The 18,262-nt window shown below is 49.2% G+C and carries 15 protein-coding genes and 2 tRNA genes; 7 read left to right on the plus strand and 10 right to left on the minus strand.

Annotated elements, in window-relative coordinates; translation table 11 throughout:
* Positions 1 to 2 precede the first annotated feature (2 nt).
* From DXH47_RS05205 to DXH47_RS11640, 5 genes are all read right to left on the minus strand, one after another.
* Positions 3 to 1,604, minus strand: coding sequence for a peptide ABC transporter substrate-binding protein (locus DXH47_RS05205; RefSeq protein ID WP_129032226.1), 1,602 nt, complete (start codon positions 1,602 to 1,604; stop codon positions 3 to 5).
* A gap of 521 nt (positions 1,605 to 2,125) precedes the next feature.
* The gene (locus DXH47_RS05210) at positions 2,126 to 3,307 is read right to left on the minus strand and encodes a metal-dependent hydrolase family protein (RefSeq protein WP_129032228.1); all 1,182 of its coding nucleotides are present in this window, start codon (positions 3,305 to 3,307) and stop codon (positions 2,126 to 2,128) included.
* Positions 3,308 to 3,379: 72 nt separating this feature from the next.
* Positions 3,380 to 4,981, minus strand: coding sequence for a peptide ABC transporter substrate-binding protein (locus DXH47_RS05215; RefSeq protein WP_129032230.1), 1,602 nt, complete (start codon positions 4,979 to 4,981; stop codon positions 3,380 to 3,382).
* A gap of 502 nt (positions 4,982 to 5,483) precedes the next feature.
* Positions 5,484 to 6,128, minus strand: coding sequence for a nitroreductase (locus tag DXH47_RS05220; protein ID WP_129032232.1), 645 nt, complete (start codon positions 6,126 to 6,128; stop codon positions 5,484 to 5,486).
* Positions 6,129 to 6,277: 149 nt separating this feature from the next.
* Positions 6,278 to 6,454, minus strand: a complete 177-nt coding sequence (locus DXH47_RS11640) for a hypothetical protein (protein ID WP_170954957.1) — start codon at positions 6,452 to 6,454, stop codon at positions 6,278 to 6,280.
* Positions 6,455 to 6,601: 147 nt separating this feature from the next.
* On the opposite strand from DXH47_RS11640, the gene DXH47_RS05225 reads away from it, so the two are divergent.
* The 3 genes from DXH47_RS05225 (at position 6,602) to dnaB (ending at position 10,790) form a co-directional block, all read left to right on the plus strand.
* Positions 6,602 to 8,617, plus strand: a complete 2,016-nt coding sequence (locus DXH47_RS05225; protein ID WP_129032234.1) for a DHH family phosphoesterase — start codon at positions 6,602 to 6,604, stop codon at positions 8,615 to 8,617.
* Between the two features lie 64 nt (positions 8,618 to 8,681).
* Positions 8,682 to 9,140, plus strand: a complete 459-nt coding sequence (gene rplI, locus DXH47_RS05230) for a 50S ribosomal protein L9 (RefSeq protein WP_129032236.1) — start codon at positions 8,682 to 8,684, stop codon at positions 9,138 to 9,140.
* Between the two features lie 252 nt (positions 9,141 to 9,392).
* Entirely contained in the window at positions 9,393 to 10,790 is a 1,398-nt protein-coding gene (dnaB, locus tag DXH47_RS05235; RefSeq protein WP_129032238.1) for a replicative DNA helicase, read from the plus strand.
* Positions 10,791 to 11,148: 358 nt separating this feature from the next.
* Here dnaB and DXH47_RS05240 read toward each other — a convergent pair whose 3' ends face one another.
* Positions 11,149 to 11,661 carry a methylated-DNA--[protein]-cysteine S-methyltransferase gene (locus tag DXH47_RS05240; RefSeq protein WP_129032240.1) on the minus strand — a complete coding sequence of 171 codons (513 nt, stop codon included), beginning with the start codon at positions 11,659 to 11,661 and terminating at the stop codon, positions 11,149 to 11,151.
* 16 nt (positions 11,662 to 11,677) lie between these two features.
* Complete coding sequence (locus DXH47_RS05245; RefSeq protein WP_129032242.1) at positions 11,678 to 12,214, minus strand: flavodoxin family protein; 537 nt, start codon at positions 12,212 to 12,214, stop codon at positions 11,678 to 11,680.
* Positions 12,215 to 12,403: 189 nt separating this feature from the next.
* On the opposite strand from DXH47_RS05245, the gene DXH47_RS05250 reads away from it, so the two are divergent.
* The 3 genes from DXH47_RS05250 (at position 12,404) to DXH47_RS05260 (ending at position 16,067) form a co-directional block, all read left to right on the plus strand.
* Complete coding sequence (locus tag DXH47_RS05250) at positions 12,404 to 13,579, plus strand: MDR family MFS transporter (RefSeq protein ID WP_129032244.1); 1,176 nt, start codon at positions 12,404 to 12,406, stop codon at positions 13,577 to 13,579.
* A gap of 65 nt (positions 13,580 to 13,644) precedes the next feature.
* Positions 13,645 to 13,923 carry a hypothetical protein gene (locus DXH47_RS05255; protein WP_129032246.1) on the plus strand — a complete coding sequence of 93 codons (279 nt, stop codon included), beginning with the start codon at positions 13,645 to 13,647 and terminating at the stop codon, positions 13,921 to 13,923.
* A 533-nt stretch (positions 13,924 to 14,456) separates the two neighbouring features.
* Positions 14,457 to 16,067 carry a peptide ABC transporter substrate-binding protein gene (locus tag DXH47_RS05260; RefSeq protein WP_129032248.1) on the plus strand — a complete coding sequence of 537 codons (1,611 nt, stop codon included), beginning with the start codon at positions 14,457 to 14,459 and terminating at the stop codon, positions 16,065 to 16,067.
* Positions 16,068 to 16,249: 182 nt separating this feature from the next.
* On the opposite strand, the gene DXH47_RS05265 is transcribed toward DXH47_RS05260, so the two are convergent.
* A tRNA-Lys gene (locus DXH47_RS05265) sits at positions 16,250 to 16,322 on the minus strand.
* 336 nt (positions 16,323 to 16,658) lie between these two features.
* Here DXH47_RS05265 and DXH47_RS11645 point away from each other — a divergent pair.
* Entirely contained in the window at positions 16,659 to 16,796 is a 138-nt protein-coding gene (locus DXH47_RS11645) for a hypothetical protein (RefSeq protein ID WP_170954958.1), read from the plus strand.
* Between the two features lie 148 nt (positions 16,797 to 16,944).
* Here the strand turns inward: DXH47_RS11645 and DXH47_RS05270 are convergent, their stop codons facing one another.
* Both DXH47_RS05270 and DXH47_RS05275 read right to left on the minus strand, forming a co-directional pair.
* Entirely contained in the window at positions 16,945 to 17,244 is a 300-nt protein-coding gene (locus DXH47_RS05270; protein ID WP_318531346.1) for a transposase, read from the minus strand.
* A 445-nt stretch (positions 17,245 to 17,689) separates the two neighbouring features.
* Positions 17,690 to 17,762, minus strand: a tRNA-Lys gene (locus tag DXH47_RS05275).
* Positions 17,763 to 18,262: the final 500 nt, after the last annotated feature.

The following is an 18,262-nucleotide window of genomic DNA, read 5'->3' on the forward strand; positions in this document are numbered from 1 at the left end:
AGTTATTTCCAAGCAGCGTATTTATATTGAGCTTCGTGGAGTAAAGAGTAGGTCAAGCCGGTAACGTTTTTGGAGGTGAGCTTGGCTTCGGCAGGTTGGTAAACGGGAATGTAGCCTTTAACTGACATAAGACGTTTGTCGGCAGCCATTAACCCGTTGTAACGAGCTAAGCCAGTTTTATTGTTAGCTTGATTCAATAATTGGTTGAATTTCGAATCGTTCCAGCCGGTAAAGTTGACCGTATTGGTTTTCGCCGCCAAACTAAGAAAATCAGAAGCATCTAACCAATTAGTCGACCAACCAGTTAAATTCAGTTCGAAATTTCCTGCAAAATCGCGGGCGACATGTTGCGCGTGGGGGATTGAAGTGATGTTAACGGTCAATTCCTTAAAGTTTTTCTGCATGACCGATTGGAGGTAAGTCCCCACGTGCTTGTCATCATCCGTGTCATCGGTCAATAAGTTCAAGGTGACCTTACTTTGACCGGTTTCTTGTAAGTATTTATGCCAGTACGTTTTGGCTTTAGAGACGTCGGTTGGTAGGAGATTACCGATTTCAGTAGCCATGTCTTGGCCCGTTTTTGGATTAGCCTGATCCCCATGGGGAATGGCGCTTAAGGCGGGTTTTGAGCCATCTTGTAAAATTTTATTCGTTAGAGTTTTCCGGTTCATGACGTAGGAAACGGCTTGGCGTAAGTTTTCGGAATTGGTTTTAGTTTTTTTACTATTAACGTAAAGGTACTGTAAACGGCCTAACAGGTGAGTATGAAGCTGGTTATCGTTGCCATTTGCGCGGACGTATTGCCCACTAACGGTGGTCTCTTGAACTTTTCCTGATTTGAATAGGTTAGCCGCGGTAGATTCATCTTTGGTCACGCTGACCTTAACTTTCTTGATACCGACCTGCGAGGCATCCCAATAATGGGGATTCTTGACGTAGGTCCAGGAGGAATTACTACCAGTCCAACCAACTAATTTGTAGGCGCCGTTACTAACGGTTTTGGCGGCGCTAGTACCATATTTTTGGCCGTATTTCTTCACAGCAGCCGTGTTTAGCGGGTAATAACCGGCTACCAGGTCGTTAAAGTACGGAACAGCTTTGGTGAGCTGAAATTGAAGCTTGGTTTTACTGAGGGCTTTGACCCCTAACTTACTAGCAGGTAGCTTTCCTGTTTGAATGGCTGAATAATTCTTAAAAGCACTCAGTAAGTTGGCGTATTGCGCCTTGGTTTTAGGATTGACCCACCGCTGCAAGGAAGTCACGAAATCTTGAGCGGTCACTTGTTGACCGTTAGCCCACTTGGCATTCTTTTTAAGGGTAAAGGTATAGGTTTTACCATGATTGGTAGGTTTCACCATTTTAGTGGCCACGCCGGCGACAATTTTGCCTTGCTTGTTGTAGGTGTACAGCCCCTCCATAGTCTGCGAAATCACGCTACCACTGTTGGTATCTGTAGATTTATTGGGATCGGCAGTGGCTGGTTCGCTGGCCAGGGTAACATTCAATGTTTTGCTTTGATTCGTTTGACCGGATGCTTGTCCACAGCCACTTAAAGGACCTAATGTTAATAATGCGGTTACGGTAAGCCAAAATTTATGAGTCATCTAAAAAACCTCCTAGCACAATTGATCTAAGGTTTAAGAACAAAAAAGCACCCTTATGGAATAAAGACACTTCCATAAGGGTGCAACTCGCACGGTACCACCTTATTTTTGCGATGAGAGACCCATCGCCTTCAACATGAACGGTAGGGCGCCTAGACGCGAGTGCTAAACTAGGCTTTTAACGCTCGCGAGCCTTACGATTCACTGCACGGATAACGGGATGCTTCCCGGTTGAACACTTACTTGAATTCGGTGGACGGCTCCGAAGGGATGTTCACGTTTTAGGACCTGACCCGCTTGCACTAAACCGGGTTCGCTAACAGGGCCACCAACGTTACTGAACTTCATCATCACTTTTTAATGTTCTAATCAATTGTTAATAATTGCTAGTTTAGCACCGAAATTTTGTTTGTCAACGTCGGATTTTCATTTTTTATCCACGTTTTCAGAAAATTTTGGAAAAGAGAAGCGCGGTAGAAAGGGCGTTGACCACTTCCTGGTTGCCACGTTTTCCTTTTGACTTAAAATTCGCGGTGGCCGCCGATGTAGACTTGTTTATCGGCTTGGACCACGTTGGCGGTGTCCACGACCGGGTCGCTCTTGAGGACCTGGAAATCAGCGAACTTGCCGACCTCAAGGGTGCCATAGTCGTCGGCGACCCCTAGTAGCGTTGCCGAATTGATGCAGGAACATTGATAAGCTTGGGCGGGAGTCATTCCAATCTTAGTGAGCATCCCGAACTCTTCGGGGGTCCGGTCGAACCCGTTGTACGGCGTGCCAGCATCGGTCCCACAGGTGAACTTGACGCCGATTTTGACGGCCCGGGTGAGGTTGACGTAGGTGTCGTCGAGGGCGTCTTCGGCCTTCTTGATCTCCCAATCCGGGAGAACCCCGATACCGTCCTTGGCGGCGGCCCATTCGGCGATTAGAGTTGGGGTGAGGTAAGTCCCTTGCTTGACCATCTGGTGGGCCTCAGCCTCGTTGACGTAGAAGCCATGTTCGATGGAATCGACCCCTGCGTCAAGCGCGTTTTGAATCCCAGGGTTGCCTTCCGCATGCGCCGCCACGATGCGGCGCTTGTGGTGGGCTTCTTCTACGGCAGCGTGCATTTCCGCTACGGATAGTTGTGGGTCTTCCATGAAGTCGTTGGGCGTCATGACCCCGCCGGTCGCCATGACCTTGATACATTCGGCGCCGTTTTTAAAGGCGGTACGGACGGCCTTGCGCATCTCGTCGGGTGAATCGACTGCATGCCCGCCGTGCGGGGAATCACCGTGGCCCCCGGTCATCGAGAAGGCTTTGCCTGAAACCATCATGTGCGGGGTATGAGGAAGCTTGCCGTCGCGTTGCATGCGTTTAAGCGCAATGTCGACGTCGTAGGCGGTCCCGCACTGACGGATATAGGTGACGCCAGATTTTAGAAGTTGCTGGAGGTTTTGGGTGGCAAAGACTGCCGATTCGGCTTCAGATTGACCGTAAGACCCGTCCGGCGTGTCCGGACCAGACGTCACGTGGGTGTGGACGTTGAAGAAGCCCGGCATGACGTACTGGCCGTGAAAGTCGACTTGCTCATCGTCCCCAGTGGGAGCGCCGGTGCCACGAGCTGTGATCCGGCCGGTCTGGTCGTCGACCGTGAACCAAGCGTCTGGGGTGTTGTGGTCGGTGGTGCCGTCAAAGAAATTGCAATGATAAAATGTGGTCATAAAATTACCTCCAGAAAGTTGTAATGGTGATGCGATTGAAACGGATTGGTCGCCTCCTTAAAGCTGAGTGGGTCATTTCCAGTAAGCGTATTGGTATTGGGCTTCATTCAACAACGAGTAGGTCAGCCCGCCGACATCCTTGCTGACCAGTTTCGCTTCGGATGGCTGGTAAACGGGCACGTAGCCCTTAACGCTCATCAGGTATTTATCGGCGGCCATCAATCCCTTGTACCGGGCCAGACCAGTCTTTGCGTTGGCACTGGTCAGCATTTGGTTATAAGTCGAGTCGTTCCAATGGGTGAAATTGACCGAATTATCTTTGGCGGCCAATTCCAAGTAGTCGTCGGCGTCCAGCCAGTTGGTCGACCAGCCAATCAGGTTGATATCGTACTTCTGGTCGAAGTCGCGGGCCACGTGTTGGGCGTGTGGCAAAGCAGTGATATTGACAGTCAACCCCTTAAAGTTCTTTTCCATGACGGCTTGAATGTAAGTGCCGACGTGTTTATCGGCATCGCTATCATCGGTCAAAATGTTCAGGGTAGCCTTGCTTTTCCCGGTTTCTTTCAGGTACTTTTGCCAATAAGCTTTAGCCTTGGTCACGTTGTGGGGCAAAAGGTTGCCGACCTCACTGGCCATATCTTCGCCGGTCTTAGGATTGGCTTGGTCGCCCTTCGGCACGGCACTAGTGGCGGCTTTGGACCCATCACCTAAAACGCTCTTGACCAGCTTCTGCCGGTCGATGACGTAGGAGACGGCTTGCCGCAGGTTTTCAGATTTCGTGGCTTTGCGCTTGCTGTTAAAGACCAACAAGCTCATGCGGCCTAACAGGTGGGTTTGCAACTGTTTATCGTTACCATTGGAACGAACATATTGGCCGCTGACCGTGGTCTCTTGAATCTTGCCGGATTTGAACAGGTTGGCCGCGGTGGTCTCGTCTTTGGTGACAGAGACTTTGACTCGGTTGATCTGAACGTTCTTGGCGTTCCAATAGTGCTTGTTCTTAACGTAGTGCCAAGTCGAATTGCTGCCGGTCCAGCCGACCAACTTGTATGGCCCGTTACTCATGGTCTTAGCTGCGCTGGTCCCATATTTGGACCCATATTTTTTCACGGCATCGGTGTTGAGTGGGTAATACTTACTGGCGGCTAGGTCGTTGAAGTAAGGGACAGCCTTTGTCAATTGAATTCGTAGCTTGGTCTTGCTGAGGGCCTTGACCCCTAACTTGCTGGGAGACATCTTACTGTGTTGGATGGCATCGTAATTTTTAAAGGCCGAAAGGAGATCAGCGTATTGTGCTTTGGTCTTGGGGTTGACCATCCGTCGTAGGGACGTAACGAAATCTTGCGCCGTGACATCCTGACCATTGGCCCACTTAGCATCTTTACGAAGATTGAACGTATAAGTCTTACCATGATTGGTGGGCTTTACGATTTTGGTCGCCACGCCAGGCACGATTTTATTTGATTTGTTATAAGTATAGAGAGCTTCCATGGTTTGAAAGACCACGCTGCCGCTGTTAGTGTCGGTCATCTTATTAGGATCGGCCGTCGCGGGTTCATCGGCTAAGGTCACGTTTAAGGTCTTATTCTTGGATTGGCCACTGGCCTGGCCGCAACCGGCTAGGGTGACCGTAAGTAGTAGCGCAACGGGAATAGTGAATAGTGAACGATGCATGGGCAAAAACCTCCTAGGTTCAATCGATGTGGTGGACGACAAAAAGCGCCCTTACGGAAAGTGTTTCTCCGTAAGGGCGCAAAAGGAATTTGCACGGTACCACCTTAATTTGATCTCAACATGAACCATGGCTCCTAGAGGCAACTTTTCCCGCAGGCTAGGTCCTGTGGGGCCACACCACGATTCAAGGCAAGGATAACGGCTGCATCCGGTCGGGCTTACTACAGTTCAGCTGACGGTTCGGAAGGGAGTTCGGTTGCGCTTGGGGTTCCCGCTTGCACTAAACCGGGATCGCTGGACCACGCCACGTACTTACTAGTCTTCTTCATAACTTTTTAATTTTCTCATCGATTGTTAATGATTGCTAGTTTAGCATGGATTTCAGAAATGTCAACGGCCGAGTGAAAATTTACGGGTGTGGGTAGATGGTAGACAAACGGCCCAGAAAGTTTTTTCTGGGCCGTAAGGATAAACTATATTTTGTTTTAAATAATTAATGCGATTAATCGCGTACCTGCAGAATATCATTCAAGTCAGAGCGACCGGGGCGTAAGGCGTTGACCCGACTATCGGTTTGCGGGTAGCCCAGGGCAATCCCCATAAAGATGGCCTCGTCATCCGGAATCGTAAAGGCTTCACGAATCTCGTCCGGGTAACGAACCAGTTCGTAGGCCGGGACACCACTGACACCGTGACGGGTCGCGGCGAGCAAGATGCCGTATCCGAAAGCCCCCAAGTCGTATGCCGAGTAGGCCGAAGAATTTTTCGGCATAGTCAAGTAAACGATGGCGGGAGCGTTGAACAGGCCCCGTTGCCGAGACACGAACTGGTCGCGTTCGTTTGCGGTGTAGAATTGTTGCATGTTTTGCTGCCAGGCCGTAATGTTGGTTTGTGGCAGGGTGGCCCAATCCTTAGGGGGCACGACTTCGGTCCAACTCTTAGTCCCTTGTTGGTTCAAATCCTGGTGACTCTGGCGGAGGTGTTGTGCGGTCTTGCCGGTTGCCAGGTAGACCTTCCAGGGTTGTGCATTTTCCCAAGAAGGAGCCAATTGGGCCTCGGTCAAGATGGCGCGTAACGTATCGAGTGCAACGGGGCGGTCACTGAAATCCCGGGCAGAGTGGCGTTGAACTGGAATTGATGACGACATAAAAATCTCTTCCTTTCATTGAGTGCTTCTCCTGTTAGTGTAGCGGATTGCGCCCAGAAGGCAAGTCAGGGCCTCTGAAGGTATTTTGAATTGTTTCACGTGAAACATCACCTCGATGGCTTATGGGTAGTTGATATGAAAATGATGGTTTAAACCGGCAAATAACGGGCTAAAATATGGCTGATGATGAAACCACCACCCATGAGTAACCAAAATTGAAAGTTGACGTGCAAGGACTTGCAATTACCAGCTAAATTTGTTGCGAGTTTACGGGAGACCTTATGGGGCTTGACCTGACGGGCTGAATCCGTGTATAACGCCGCCATGACGGGATTCTTAGGAGAACGAAATTTTGTGAAACCCCTGGATTGTGATAAAATGAATGTATTCTTTAGAGCGGTTTCGGCGCACCGTTTTTTGTCGGGTGACGCCACCGCGAATCGATTTTAGGACGAATCAGATGAGGAGTAAGTATGCACAAACTATTTTCGCGAGCAAACGTCCCCGAATTCTTACAGAATCGGCGGCTCCGAGGAATCGCAATTTTAACGGCAAGCTTAGCCATTTTAGGAATCGTCTTGTCGTTTCTCATGAATTGGATCTTCGGTATTGTCATCTTAGTCTTAGTGGGTATCGGTATGCTAGTGGTGTTCAATACCATGGCGGAGATTGGGACCGATACGGCTCAGTATATTTCTGACTTATCCTATCGGATTCAACAGGGTGAGCAGGAATCACTGATTCGGATGCCACCGGGCGTTATGATTCTTGGGACGACGAACCAAATTGAATGGATCAACCCGTACTTACAACATTATTTTGACGACCAAAATGTGTTGGGGCATCCATTGGAAGAAGTTGACGCCCAGTTGGCAGAGTTGGTTGATAAGGCCAAACCGGAAACGTTATCGACGGTGCGCTGGCATGATTACCGATTGACGCTATACGTGCAACCCGATTTCCACGCCGTGTATTTGTACGACATTACCCATTATCAGTTGATTCAAGAACGCTATGATAATGAAAAGATTGCAATTGGGCAGGTTTTCCTGGATAACTACGATGAGATTACTCAGTCGATGACTGACCAGGAGATTTCTAACCTACGCAATTATGTGACCAACGAGTTGTCGTCGTGGGTCCAAGAATTCGACATGTACCTGAAACAATTGGATGACGACCATTACTTCATCTTAGCGTACGCCAAGTCGCTGGCCGCCATCGAGGCTGATAAGTTTAAGATCCTGGACACCATCCGGGAAAGTACGTCGAAGCAAAACTTCCCGCTGACTTTGAGTATCGGGATTGCCTATGGGGATTCCAACTTGAATAAGCTGGCCGACCAAGCCCAAAGCAACTTGGACTTAGCCCTCGGCCGGGGTGGGGACCAGGTCGTAGTGAAGGCTGCCGACCGTGAAGCCCGTTACTATGGTGGGAAGACCAACCCAATGGAGAAACGGACGCGGGTCCGGGCCCGGATGATTTCACAGGCCTTGCAGGAATTAATGAACGAATCTGATCAGATCTTCGTACAAGGCCACACCCAACCAGATATGGATTCGCTGGGGGCTTGCTTGGGGATTCGCCGGATTGCCAAGATGAACCATAAGACCTGCTGGATCGTCTTGGATGCCGAAATGGTCCACTCCGACGTGCAACGGCTACTGGATGATTTACAAGATTATCCCGATGTGGCTGCGGCCATCATTTCGCCGGAGGACGCCTTGGAAAAGGCCACCGACCAAAGCATGTTGCTGATGGTCGACCATTCCCGGCCGTCGATTACGATTTCACCGGAACTTTACCACCGGTTGGAAAATCGGGTGATGATTCTCGACCATCACCGGCGTGGGGAAGAGTTCCCCGAAAATCCGTTACTGGTCTACATCGAACCGTACGCCAGCTCGACCTGCGAACTGATTACCGAGATGTTCGAGTACCAGTCGCAAGAGAGTGAACCCATCAACAAGGTCGAAGCAACGGCGATGCTGACCGGGATCTTCGTGGACACCAAGCACTTCTCGTTACGGACCGGGACGCGGACCTTCGATGCGGCCAGTTACCTGCGTTCGGCGGGAGCGGATGCCATGAAGATGCAACAATATATGAAGGAAAACGTTGATAGTTACCTGCAACGTAACCACCTGATTGAATTAGTCGAGTTCGTCAATGAAGACATGGCGGTGGTCGCCGGTGAGGAGGACCAAACCTACGATCCGGTCACGGCGGCGCAGGCAGCCGATGACCTGCTGAACATGTCTGGCGTTGATGCGTCGTACGTCATCACCCGCCGCGACGACGGGCGGGTCGGCATTTCGGCCCGGTCGCTAGGCAAGATCAACGTCCAACTGACCATGGAAGCCATGGGCGGTGGCGGTCACTTGTCCAACGCGGCGACCCAAATCGCCGATAAGTCGATGGCCGAAGTCAAGCAACAGTTATTGGACATCTTGAACCACACGGTCGAAGAAGCCAACGCCGACGAGTAGTTAATTGCGTTAAGGGCGGATTCGGCGTAGGATAAAATAAGTGATAAATTGAGGAGTGACCGACGTGAAAGTGATTTTTACCAAGGACGTCCGCGGAAAAGGTAAACGCGGTGAAATCAAGAACGTACCTGATGGGTACGCCCAGAACTTTTTAATCAAGCGAGGATTAGCCAAGCAAGCCAACCAATCTGCGATGAGTCAACTCAACGCCGAACGGAAGGCCGAACAACGGCGCGAAGCCGAAGAATTGGCTGAAGCCAACGACCTCAAGCAACACTTGGAAGACGACAAGACGGTCGTGGAAATCTTAGCCAAGGCCGGAGATGATGGCCGCTTGTTCGGGTCGATTCCGAGCAAGCAAATCGTTCAGGCTTTAGCCAAGCAATTTGACCTGAAGCTGGATAAGCACAAGGTCGACTTGCCTGAACCGATTCGCTCGTTGGGTTACACCAACGTGCCGGTCAAGCTCCACCCCGACGTGACCGCCAAGATTCGGGTCCACGTCGCTCAAAAGCAAAAATAAAAGGTTCTAATAGATTGATGATAAAAAGTCGCCCCCTGTTGGCGGCTTTTTCTTTCCGTGGTATGATGGATTATCTGAATTGACCGGGGGAATTTTAGTTAAAAAACGGGAGTGCTTGGGACTGTAAGTCCGAGACCATCCCCAATTGATTTTCGAATTTTAAACCGGGTCGTTTCACTGTAGATGGTATAAAATGGATGACGACCGTTAAATCGGCAGCCTAGATCAAGTAGAGGAGTTAGTGAGATACGAATGGACAATAGTGCACTAACAGACCACACACCACCGCAAAACCTCGAAGCCGAAAAGGCCGTCTTAGGGGCGATCTTTTTGAGTACCGACGCGTTGGTGGATGCGTTGGAAGTCTTGACCCCGGAAGATTTTTATCGCCGGGAACATCAAATTATTTTTCAAGCCATGGTGGATCTAAATGACCGCGACGAAGCCATCGACGTGGTCACCATCACGGATTTATTGACCGCTAAAAACGAATTGGATGACGTGGGCGGGGTCTCCTATATCGCTGAACTGGCGAGTTCGGTACCGACCGCCGCTAACGCCACCTACTACGCCAAGATCGTGCAAAACAAGGCCGTTCTGCGGCGATTGATTCAAACCGCGACGAATATCGCCACCACGGGATATCAGCAGGACGGTAACGTCACCGAAATCCTGGACAACGCCGAACGCGATATCATGAACGTTGCGGAAATGCGCAGTCAGTCGGGGTTCCGGCAGATTCGCGAAGTCTTAAGCAAGAGTTTTGAAGACATCAACGAACTCTCGAAAAAGGGTGACGCCATCACCGGATTATCGACGGGTTACGCCGAACTCGATAAGATGACGACCGGCCTACACGACGATGAACTGATGATTCTTGCGGCCCGGCCGGCCGTCGGGAAGACCGCCTTTGCCCTGAATATCGCGCAAAACGTGGGGACCCGGACCGACAAGACCGTGGCCATCTTTAGTCTGGAAATGAGTGCCGAATCGTTGGTCAACCGGATGCTGTGTGCGGAGGGCTCCATCGACGCCAATCATTTGCGGACTGGTCAGTTGACCGAAGACGAGTGGAACAACTTAGTCATGGCAATGGGGAGTTTATCCAAGGCCAGCATTTACATCGACGACACGGCCGGGAACAAGATTACCGAGATTCGGGCCAAGTGTCGACGGCTCGCCAAGGAAAAGCAGAACCTGGGACTGATTGTGATCGATTATTTGCAACTGATCGAAGGAACCAATCACGAGAGCCGTCAGCAAGAAGTTTCCGATATCTCTCGGCAATTGAAAAAGCTGGCCAAGGAACTGCACGTCCCGGTGATTGCATTATCTCAGCTTTCTCGGGGCGTGGAACAACGGCAGGATAAGCGGCCAGTCTTATCCGATATCCGGGAATCCGGGTCGATCGAACAAGATGCCGATATCGTCTCGTTCCTGTACCGGGACGACTATTACGAACGAGAAGGCGATGACGCTGATGGTGGGGGTGACAGTGATCCCCGTGATGACGAGAACCAAGACGTCGGTGAAGTCGAAGTCATTATTGAAAAGAACCGGTCAGGTCCGCGGGGAACGGTCAAATTACTGTTTGTTAAGTCGTTTAACAAATTCTCGTCGGTGGCCTACGTGCCGGACGACCAGGGCTAACGAGGGTTAAGCTTGGATTCCAGGGAACGGTGGAGACCGGCTAACTGGGGAATTGTCCAGTGAGACGCAAAATTCATCAGGATGTGCGAGAAAGTTCACATTTTCGTCATATTTACCAGTTATTATAAGCAACATAGAAGTTAACCCAAACGTTGCTTCTACCAAAGATTAACAATCTTTTTTCATGTACTCCTCCTCCCCTGGAATAATGAAAAAATAGTTAACGTCATAATTCTTATGACGTTACCCCTACTCCGATGACCATCGCTTTCCCCGAGCGGTGGTTTTTCTTTACGCAAAATTGAAGCGACCGCCAAGCCATCACGTGATGGCTTGACGGTCGCTTTTAGCGTCGAGATTAAATATGATGGTGGGCTAACGCCACGGAATCGTGTCCTTCTAACGTCAACAAGGCAAGCTTGCGGTCGAGTCCACCCGCGTAACCGGTGAGGGCACCATCATGGCCCACCACCCGATGACAGGGGATGACGATGGCTAGCGGATTGTGGGCTACGGCACCACCTACGGCTCGCACGGCCTGCGGTTTCCCTAACTGAGTCGCGATTTGTTGGTATGTCGCGGTTTTCCCGTACGGAATCTGAGTCAGCACTTGGAGAACCTGCGCACGAAATGGGGTCACTTCCGGCGTTAAGGGTAACGCAAACGGGTCTGGTGCTTCACCCGCAAAGTAGGCGTGGAGCCAATCGAGAGCTAAGTGTAGTGATTCCGTCTGGCCCGTGGGGATAGCGGTCAAGTCGTAATTAGCGCCAAAGTGGGCTTGGTCGTTGAACCATAAGCCGTATAAATGATGATCATCGCCCAGTAACGTCAAGGGGCCTAAGGGTGAGGGCGTGGTCAACTGGGTCGACATAGCAAGTCTCCCTTTCTTAGTCTTCAATCATAATCAACGATTGCCGGAGCGCCTGGGCGTTGGCCGGTAGCGACGGTAAGTTACGAATATCATCGGGAGCGTCGGCCACCAAAGTCGCGGTCCCCATAAAGGTCATTTTGAGCCAATCGCAGGACAACTTTATCGACTGTTCGATGAGGGGCTTGGCTTTGTGGAGGGGGTCATCGGCGCCCACAATCAAGAGAAAAATCCGCTTATTAGCAAACGATGTTCCTGCCGTGAAACTGTCAAACCAGCGGTCGATAAAGACCTTGAGCTGGCCACTCATGTTGTACCAGTAGACGGGGGTCCCCAACACGATGTTGTCGGCCGCCTGAAACTGTGCCATGATGGTCAGGTAGTCGTCGGACTCGTCGAGTTGGGGCATGGTGGTCTCCCGGTGATCCCGTTCAAAATTTAAATGTGTCTGTGCTAGGTGGACGGTGTGGTGGGGGATGTCCGCCAGTAAGCGTTCACCTAGCGCAGCGGTATTTCCGTCGGAGCGGGAACTGCCGTCGATAAAGAGTGTCGTCATCTGTAATTGCCTCCTTTAAATTCAGTGTAGAAAAGGTGCCGGCGAAAAGCAATTAATATGGCCAAGCAACTAGTCGCCCGCCGGTATCCGTGATAGAATGGGTCTTAATTTGTGTCTCATCTAAATTTAATGTTAGCGTCCGCGTCTCTGCGAGGAGCAGGATGCACGTGAAGAGAGGGAGGCTATGCAATGCGGGAGATTCGACTGCGTTGGTTATTGCTGGGGGAGCTCTTCAGCAGTATCGGCATGAGTTTTATTTGGCCGCTAACGACCATTTACTTACATAACCACCTGGGCATCTCCTTGACCCAAGTGGGGGTGATTTTACTGTTCTATTCCCTGGCCAACGTGTTGGGGAGTATCAGCGGGGGGCGGTTGTTCGACCGGTTGAACCCGTTTTATTTGATCATTGGCAGCGTGACGCTATCCTTTGTTACCATGCTGGTGTTGATTTTCAATCACGGCTGGCCGGCGTTTCCCATCGCACTTTTATCCTTGGGCTTTGCGTCGGGCTGGTCACTGACCATGGTCAATTCGCTGGGCACTACGATTCATAGTCGCGATGGCCGCTATATCTTCAATATGTTGTATTTCGCGCAAAATTTGGGGATTGTCGCGGGGACCGCGATGGTCGGGTTCGTCTACAGTGTCAGTATCACGTTGCTATTTAGCATCGCGACCAGCTTGTTTGGGGCCTTTTTGGTGGTCATCTTGACGACCTATCACGTCCCGGCGGTGATGCACCGCGAAGTCCAAACTAAAACGACACACCATGTGACCCTGCCCAAGGCGAATCGGTACATCATGGGCAGCTTTTTCTTTTCGCTGGTCATCATCTGGATCATGTACGAGCAGTGGAATTCTAATCTGTCCGTGTACATGACCGGGATGGGCATCTTGATGCGCGATTATAGTCTGTTGTGGACCATCAACGCCGCGTTGATTGTGGTGTTTCAGGCACTGTTGAACTGGCTGGCGAACTTTTTTACCAACTTGTACCTGCAAGTTTATGCTGGCATCTTTTTCGTGGCGTTGTCGTTTGTCACGCTGATCTTTGCCAAGGACTACGCCCACTTCGTGATTGCCATGGTCATCTTGACCATGGGCGAAGCCACGGCTTTTCCGGCGATTCCGGCCATCGTTAACAGTCTGACACCGGCCGTGGTCAAAGGGCAGTATCAGGGGATGGCCAACGCTTGGGCTTCAGTCGGCCGGGCGTTCGGACCGCTGTTCGGGGGCCTGGTCATCGACTTTGGCTCCTATACGCTACTCTTCGTGGTGGCGGCGGTGGCGAATCTCCTGGTTTTGGGACTGAACCTGGTCGTTATCACGGGAAATCGGCGACAAGCGGAAGTTTATAAATAATATTGTGGGGGTAGGGTGTATAATAAAATCATAGTAGTGGAATATAGGTTATTAGGGGAATGCACATGAAAAAGAAAATTCGGGGAATGAGTGGCCTGCTACTGGGGTTAGTGCTGGGCTTCTTTCTATGGGGTGGTATCCATACGGCGCCGACCCAATCGACCGTGACGGATTCGGTGGTCCAACCGACTTCCGGCCAAACGGCAGTACGGTTGGATAGTACGAGTGGTCATCACGGTCAAGTGGAAATGAAGACTCAAACAACGACTAGTCAGGCGGGGAAAACGGTGAGTCGCGAGACCACCAAGATGACGCCGCAACAGCCGACCACCTCCCAACGGTAATGACGTTTGGGTGAAAATTAAGGCAATTATAAATAACGGTACTGAAAAAGTAATCGATAAAATCTCCACGGATCAGGCCCAAGCGGCTGGTACGTGGGGATTTTTGCCGTCCAGAAAGTTTTGTCGGCGGATGACGTGGTGCCTGATTTTTAAGCCGATTGCCTTTTTTAGACGCGATTATGCATTATTTTCGAATAATATGAATATTTATAAAGTGTTTGACTTTAAAAATGAATGGTGATAAATTAAATATTAATCAAAGCAAAGACTAGATTGCGAAGAGTAACGTGAAGGCCCGTCCAGCAAGTTCGGGTAGCTGTCAGCCGAAACCGCAAATCCACGTGAACCGCATCGCGATGTTTCATTGGTGAACCTAAGTAGCCAATGCCGGCTGGCGGCCGTTACCCCGCGCGCATCGAATTTGATGCCATAAGTGATAAAACAAGGTGGTACCGCGAAGCATTCGCCCTTGTCGACCAGGGATGGTCGGCGAGAGTGGATGCTTTTTTGGTCTAAATGAGGAGTTGAGCGGAATGCATAAACAAATGATGGGATTGGGTATTGGCTTATTGGCCGTGATTGGATTAGCCGGTTGTGGGACGTCGGAAGCGAAGAGTCACGACGCGACGTTGAACGTGACTTTGGTGGGCAACCCCGCAACGGCCAACCCGGCCATCTCCGGTGACGTGAACAGTTCGAGCATGATTTCGCAAACGGAAGAGGGGCTTTATACCCTGAACAAGAAGGGCAAGGTCGTGGCGGGCGTGGCCGAAAAGGTGGTCAAACCAACGAAAAACGGCACGGTCTACACGTTCAAAATCAAGCAGAATGCCAAGTGGCAAAACGGCGACCCCGTGACCGCCCAAGACTTCGTGACCTCGTTTGAATGGCAGGTCAACCCGAAGTCCAAGTCGCAGGTGGCCAATAAACTAAAGTATCTGAAGAATTATTCAGCTGTGCAAAGCGGCAAGAAGGATCCCAGCGCACTAGGAGTCAAGGCCCTCAACAAACGGACCCTGCAATTAACGTTATCGAAACCGCAACCCTGGTTACCGGACATCTTAGCCACGGCGGAATATCCGATGAAGACGGATCTCTTTAAGAAGTATGGCAGCCATTATGGGACGTCGGCCACCAAGACCATGTCTGAGGGGGCTTACAAACTGGTCGGCTGGAGTGGTAACAGTGACAGTTGGACCTACGTGAAGAACCCGCATTACTGGAACGCTAAGAACGTTCAAATTCCGAAGGTCAGCGTGCAAGTGGTCAAGACGCCAAGTACCGCGGCCAACCTTTTCAAATCGGGGAAGGTCCAAGAAACTTATTTATCGGGACAATACATCAAGCAAAATGCGAATAACTCACAACTGACCACGACGTTGAACAGTTCGATGCGGTTCTTAGAGTTCAATGACAAACGGTCGGTCACCCATAATACTAAGGTCCGGCAAGCCTTCTCCTACATCGTGAACCGGAAGCAAGTCACCGATAAGGTTTTACAAGACGGGTCGCAACCGGCTAAAAGTCTGATTCCTTATGGCGACGGCAATGATCCGAAGACGGGCGAGGACTTCTCCAAGGAAGTGGGGAACCTGGTTAGTTATAACCCCAAGAAGGCCACAGCCCTTTGGAAACAAGCGAAAAAAGAACTGGGCATCAAGAAAACGAGCCTGGAAATTTTGACGGCGGATACGGACGAACAACAACACGTGGCCCAGTATCTGCAGCAACAAGCCCAAAAGTACATGCCGGGGTTGACCGTGACCATTAAGGCGTTACCGCTGGCCCAACAGATCAATAAGGGGTCCGAAGGCAATTACGATATCGACCTCGATGGCTGGACGACCGATTGGCGGGATCCCGCGGACTTCCTGCAAATGGCGGACGGGACCAGTTCGGTCAACTTCACCAAGTGGGACAACGCCCATTACACCAATTTAATGAAAGAAATCGATGACACGAGCAAATACACCACTCAGCAACGGTGGGATTTAATGAAGCAAGCCGATACGTATGTGACACAACAAGCTGGCTTAGTCCCGTTGTATCAGCAGGCTAAGGCTCACTTGGTCTCGAAACAGGTTGGTGGGTTGAAGTACACTATGATGAGCGATGCCCAATATAAATACGCTTATTGGAAATAATCAGCGCTGAGCCACAAAAAACGGGTGCCGCAGAACGATTAAACGTTCTGCGACACCCGTTTGGCGTAGCTGAGTAAAAGGTGATGAGCAACTCATTCAATGAATGAATAAGTATCAATGAAAGTGGATAAATACACGGACGAAAAAAGCGATGCCGTTACCGACATCGCTTTTGTATAAGATGGGCAGTCAGGGGCTCGAACCCTGGACCCACGGATTAAGAGTCCGTTGCTCTACCAACTGAGCTAACTGCCCATAACTTTTCAACGAAAACAATCATACCATGCGAGCTGGGGGTGATGCAAGTCTTTTTTGAAAAAATAATCATGTTTATACATCCCTAAAACTGAATGAGCTGAATTTATGAAGGACAACGCTTAATTGAATAAGGAGCGCCCTAATAGATGCAATTATTGAATCTGGGACTACTTAAGTTATGGCGAACTTGGGCAAACATTATGGTATTAAACGCATTAGGATTGAAGGACAGTGGTATAGTACCTTCAAGCGATTTATACGGCCTAATGGATAAAGAAATTAATTACTTTGATACTTGTGGCGTGTACAATATATAATATAGGAGGTTAATTAATGATTGATTTTTTGGAGGATTTGGGAGAGCTAATTAAAAATTTGTTTGAGGTGATTGAAGGTTTATTTGTTGTCGCTGTTTGTGGGGTTATTTCTTGGATACTAATTTGGGCAATTACAATAATATTAACGGAATAGATACATAACTGGCCGGGGGAATTCCGGTTCTTTATAAACTGTTGTTGATAATTTATATTCGGGTACCTAGTCGCACAACGACTTAGGTATCCTTTTTAGGTTAAAAATTAAACGAATATGTAATTAGAAATTAATGAACGGAAAGTGTCTATAGTAGCCTGAGGTGTTCGTTGGGTTTAAGCAAAAGCTTCCAATATCGTTTTAAGGATTTGTACTTAGGAGTTGTGGTTCCGTATCGTTTCATGATACGAACTCGGGTCGCATTAAAGGCTTTAGTAGCAGTACTTACAATGCGGAATCTATCCGTGACAACAAGCGCATTAGGGAGGACTGAGACTAACTGTGGATAGGTATAATTCATATCGGTGACGGTGGCCTTTACACGCTCTCTGCCAAAAGGAATATTGCATTCGTTATATCTAAAATAGCGCTTGTTTAGACATAGGATGACGTTTCATTCGCTACAACGTAGCAATTTCAACATAACTTTGCGCCAATCATAGCGGATGATAGTCCAAAGTATTCTTTACTTTAAAGGGGCCAGTACTATTGAGGTTAATCAGTTTAACGCTTTTAATATGAGCACCTTCAATTTCGAACATTTTTTTGATATTCCGAGACATTAGGGTATAGTCGCTTCTTTTTTTGAAATGTGGTAGTGGATAGATATAAGTCTGCTGACTATATCTCTTTTTTGCGTACTTTAAAATGTACCATCAAGTCCACACAAAAATATCTGTTACTAACAATCAAGTTTATCTTGATCATCAATAACAGATGTTATAGGGCCAATCTTTCACCTTCAGTTGACGAAGACTCATGATTTATTGGTCAAAAAAATCAGCAACCCCGAAGTTAATCTTCGTGAAAGCTGATTAGTGGTGATGCTATGATGGGCAGTCAGGGGCTCGAACCCTGGACCCACGGATTAAGAGTCCGTTGCTCTACCAACTGAGCTAACTGCCCATATCTTTCGACGAGAACTATCATAGCATGTCAGCTAAGGGGACGCAATCCTTTTTGTCAAAAAATTTGACTTAAAATTGGAATTTTTTTAAAAATAACGTGTTATCGCATGATAAATAAACGTTAAAAAGCAAACTTTTCAGTTAAAACTCGATATAAAGTTAAAAGGTTAGCCTTGGACTTTTAAAACCGATTAATTATTTTTAATAACGATAAAATGGGGTGCTCGACTCGATTAGTCCCACATCTCGACATTTCCTGGGAAATATTATGTTAAAAGCACCTTAAAACCGTGGCGGAATAGGACTGAAACCAGCTTCATGATGTGGTATAATTCAAGTAGTGCCCGATTGAGTGCCTGCTGGAAATTTATCAGCGGTCCCGGACACACCTGTGATTCACCCGGGTTATCATGGATAATCCCTTATTCCTTGACTTTAAACGAGCATTATCAGGAACACAATAATGGAGTGGTCCCGCTGACGATGGTAGTGTGACAT

This window comes from Levilactobacillus suantsaii, from assembly GCF_004115745.1.
GTDB classification, from domain to species: Bacteria; Bacillota; Bacilli; order Lactobacillales; family Lactobacillaceae; genus Levilactobacillus; species Levilactobacillus suantsaii.

Excerpts from the sequence above, each read along its gene's own strand:
- DXH47_RS11640 (WP_170954957.1), bottom strand. The coding sequence starts at position 6,454 with ATGGCGGCGTTATACACGGATTCAGCCCGTCAGGTCAAGCCCCATAAG.
- DXH47_RS05205 (WP_129032226.1), bottom strand. The coding sequence starts at position 1,604 with ATGACTCATAAATTTTGGCTTACCGTAACCGCATTATTAACATTAGGT.
- DXH47_RS05210 (WP_129032228.1), bottom strand. The coding sequence starts at position 3,307 with ATGACCACATTTTATCATTGCAATTTCTTTGACGGCACCACCGACCAC.
- DXH47_RS05250 (WP_129032244.1), top strand. The coding sequence starts at position 12,404 with ATGCGGGAGATTCGACTGCGTTGGTTATTGCTGGGGGAGCTCTTCAGC.
- DXH47_RS05215 (WP_129032230.1), bottom strand. The coding sequence starts at position 4,981 with ATGCATCGTTCACTATTCACTATTCCCGTTGCGCTACTACTTACGGTC.
- DXH47_RS05245 (WP_129032242.1), bottom strand. The coding sequence starts at position 12,214 with ATGACGACACTCTTTATCGACGGCAGTTCCCGCTCCGACGGAAATACC.
- dnaB (WP_129032238.1), top strand. The coding sequence starts at position 9,393 with ATGGACAATAGTGCACTAACAGACCACACACCACCGCAAAACCTCGAA.
- DXH47_RS05260 (WP_129032248.1), top strand. The coding sequence starts at position 14,457 with ATGCATAAACAAATGATGGGATTGGGTATTGGCTTATTGGCCGTGATT.
- DXH47_RS05240 (WP_129032240.1), bottom strand. The coding sequence starts at position 11,661 with ATGTCGACCCAGTTGACCACGCCCTCACCCTTAGGCCCCTTGACGTTA.
- DXH47_RS05220 (WP_129032232.1), bottom strand. The coding sequence starts at position 6,128 with ATGTCGTCATCAATTCCAGTTCAACGCCACTCTGCCCGGGATTTCAGT.
- DXH47_RS05255 (WP_129032246.1), top strand. The coding sequence starts at position 13,645 with ATGAAAAAGAAAATTCGGGGAATGAGTGGCCTGCTACTGGGGTTAGTG.
- DXH47_RS11645 (WP_170954958.1), top strand. The coding sequence starts at position 16,659 with ATGATTGATTTTTTGGAGGATTTGGGAGAGCTAATTAAAAATTTGTTT.
- DXH47_RS05225 (WP_129032234.1), top strand. The coding sequence starts at position 6,602 with ATGCACAAACTATTTTCGCGAGCAAACGTCCCCGAATTCTTACAGAAT.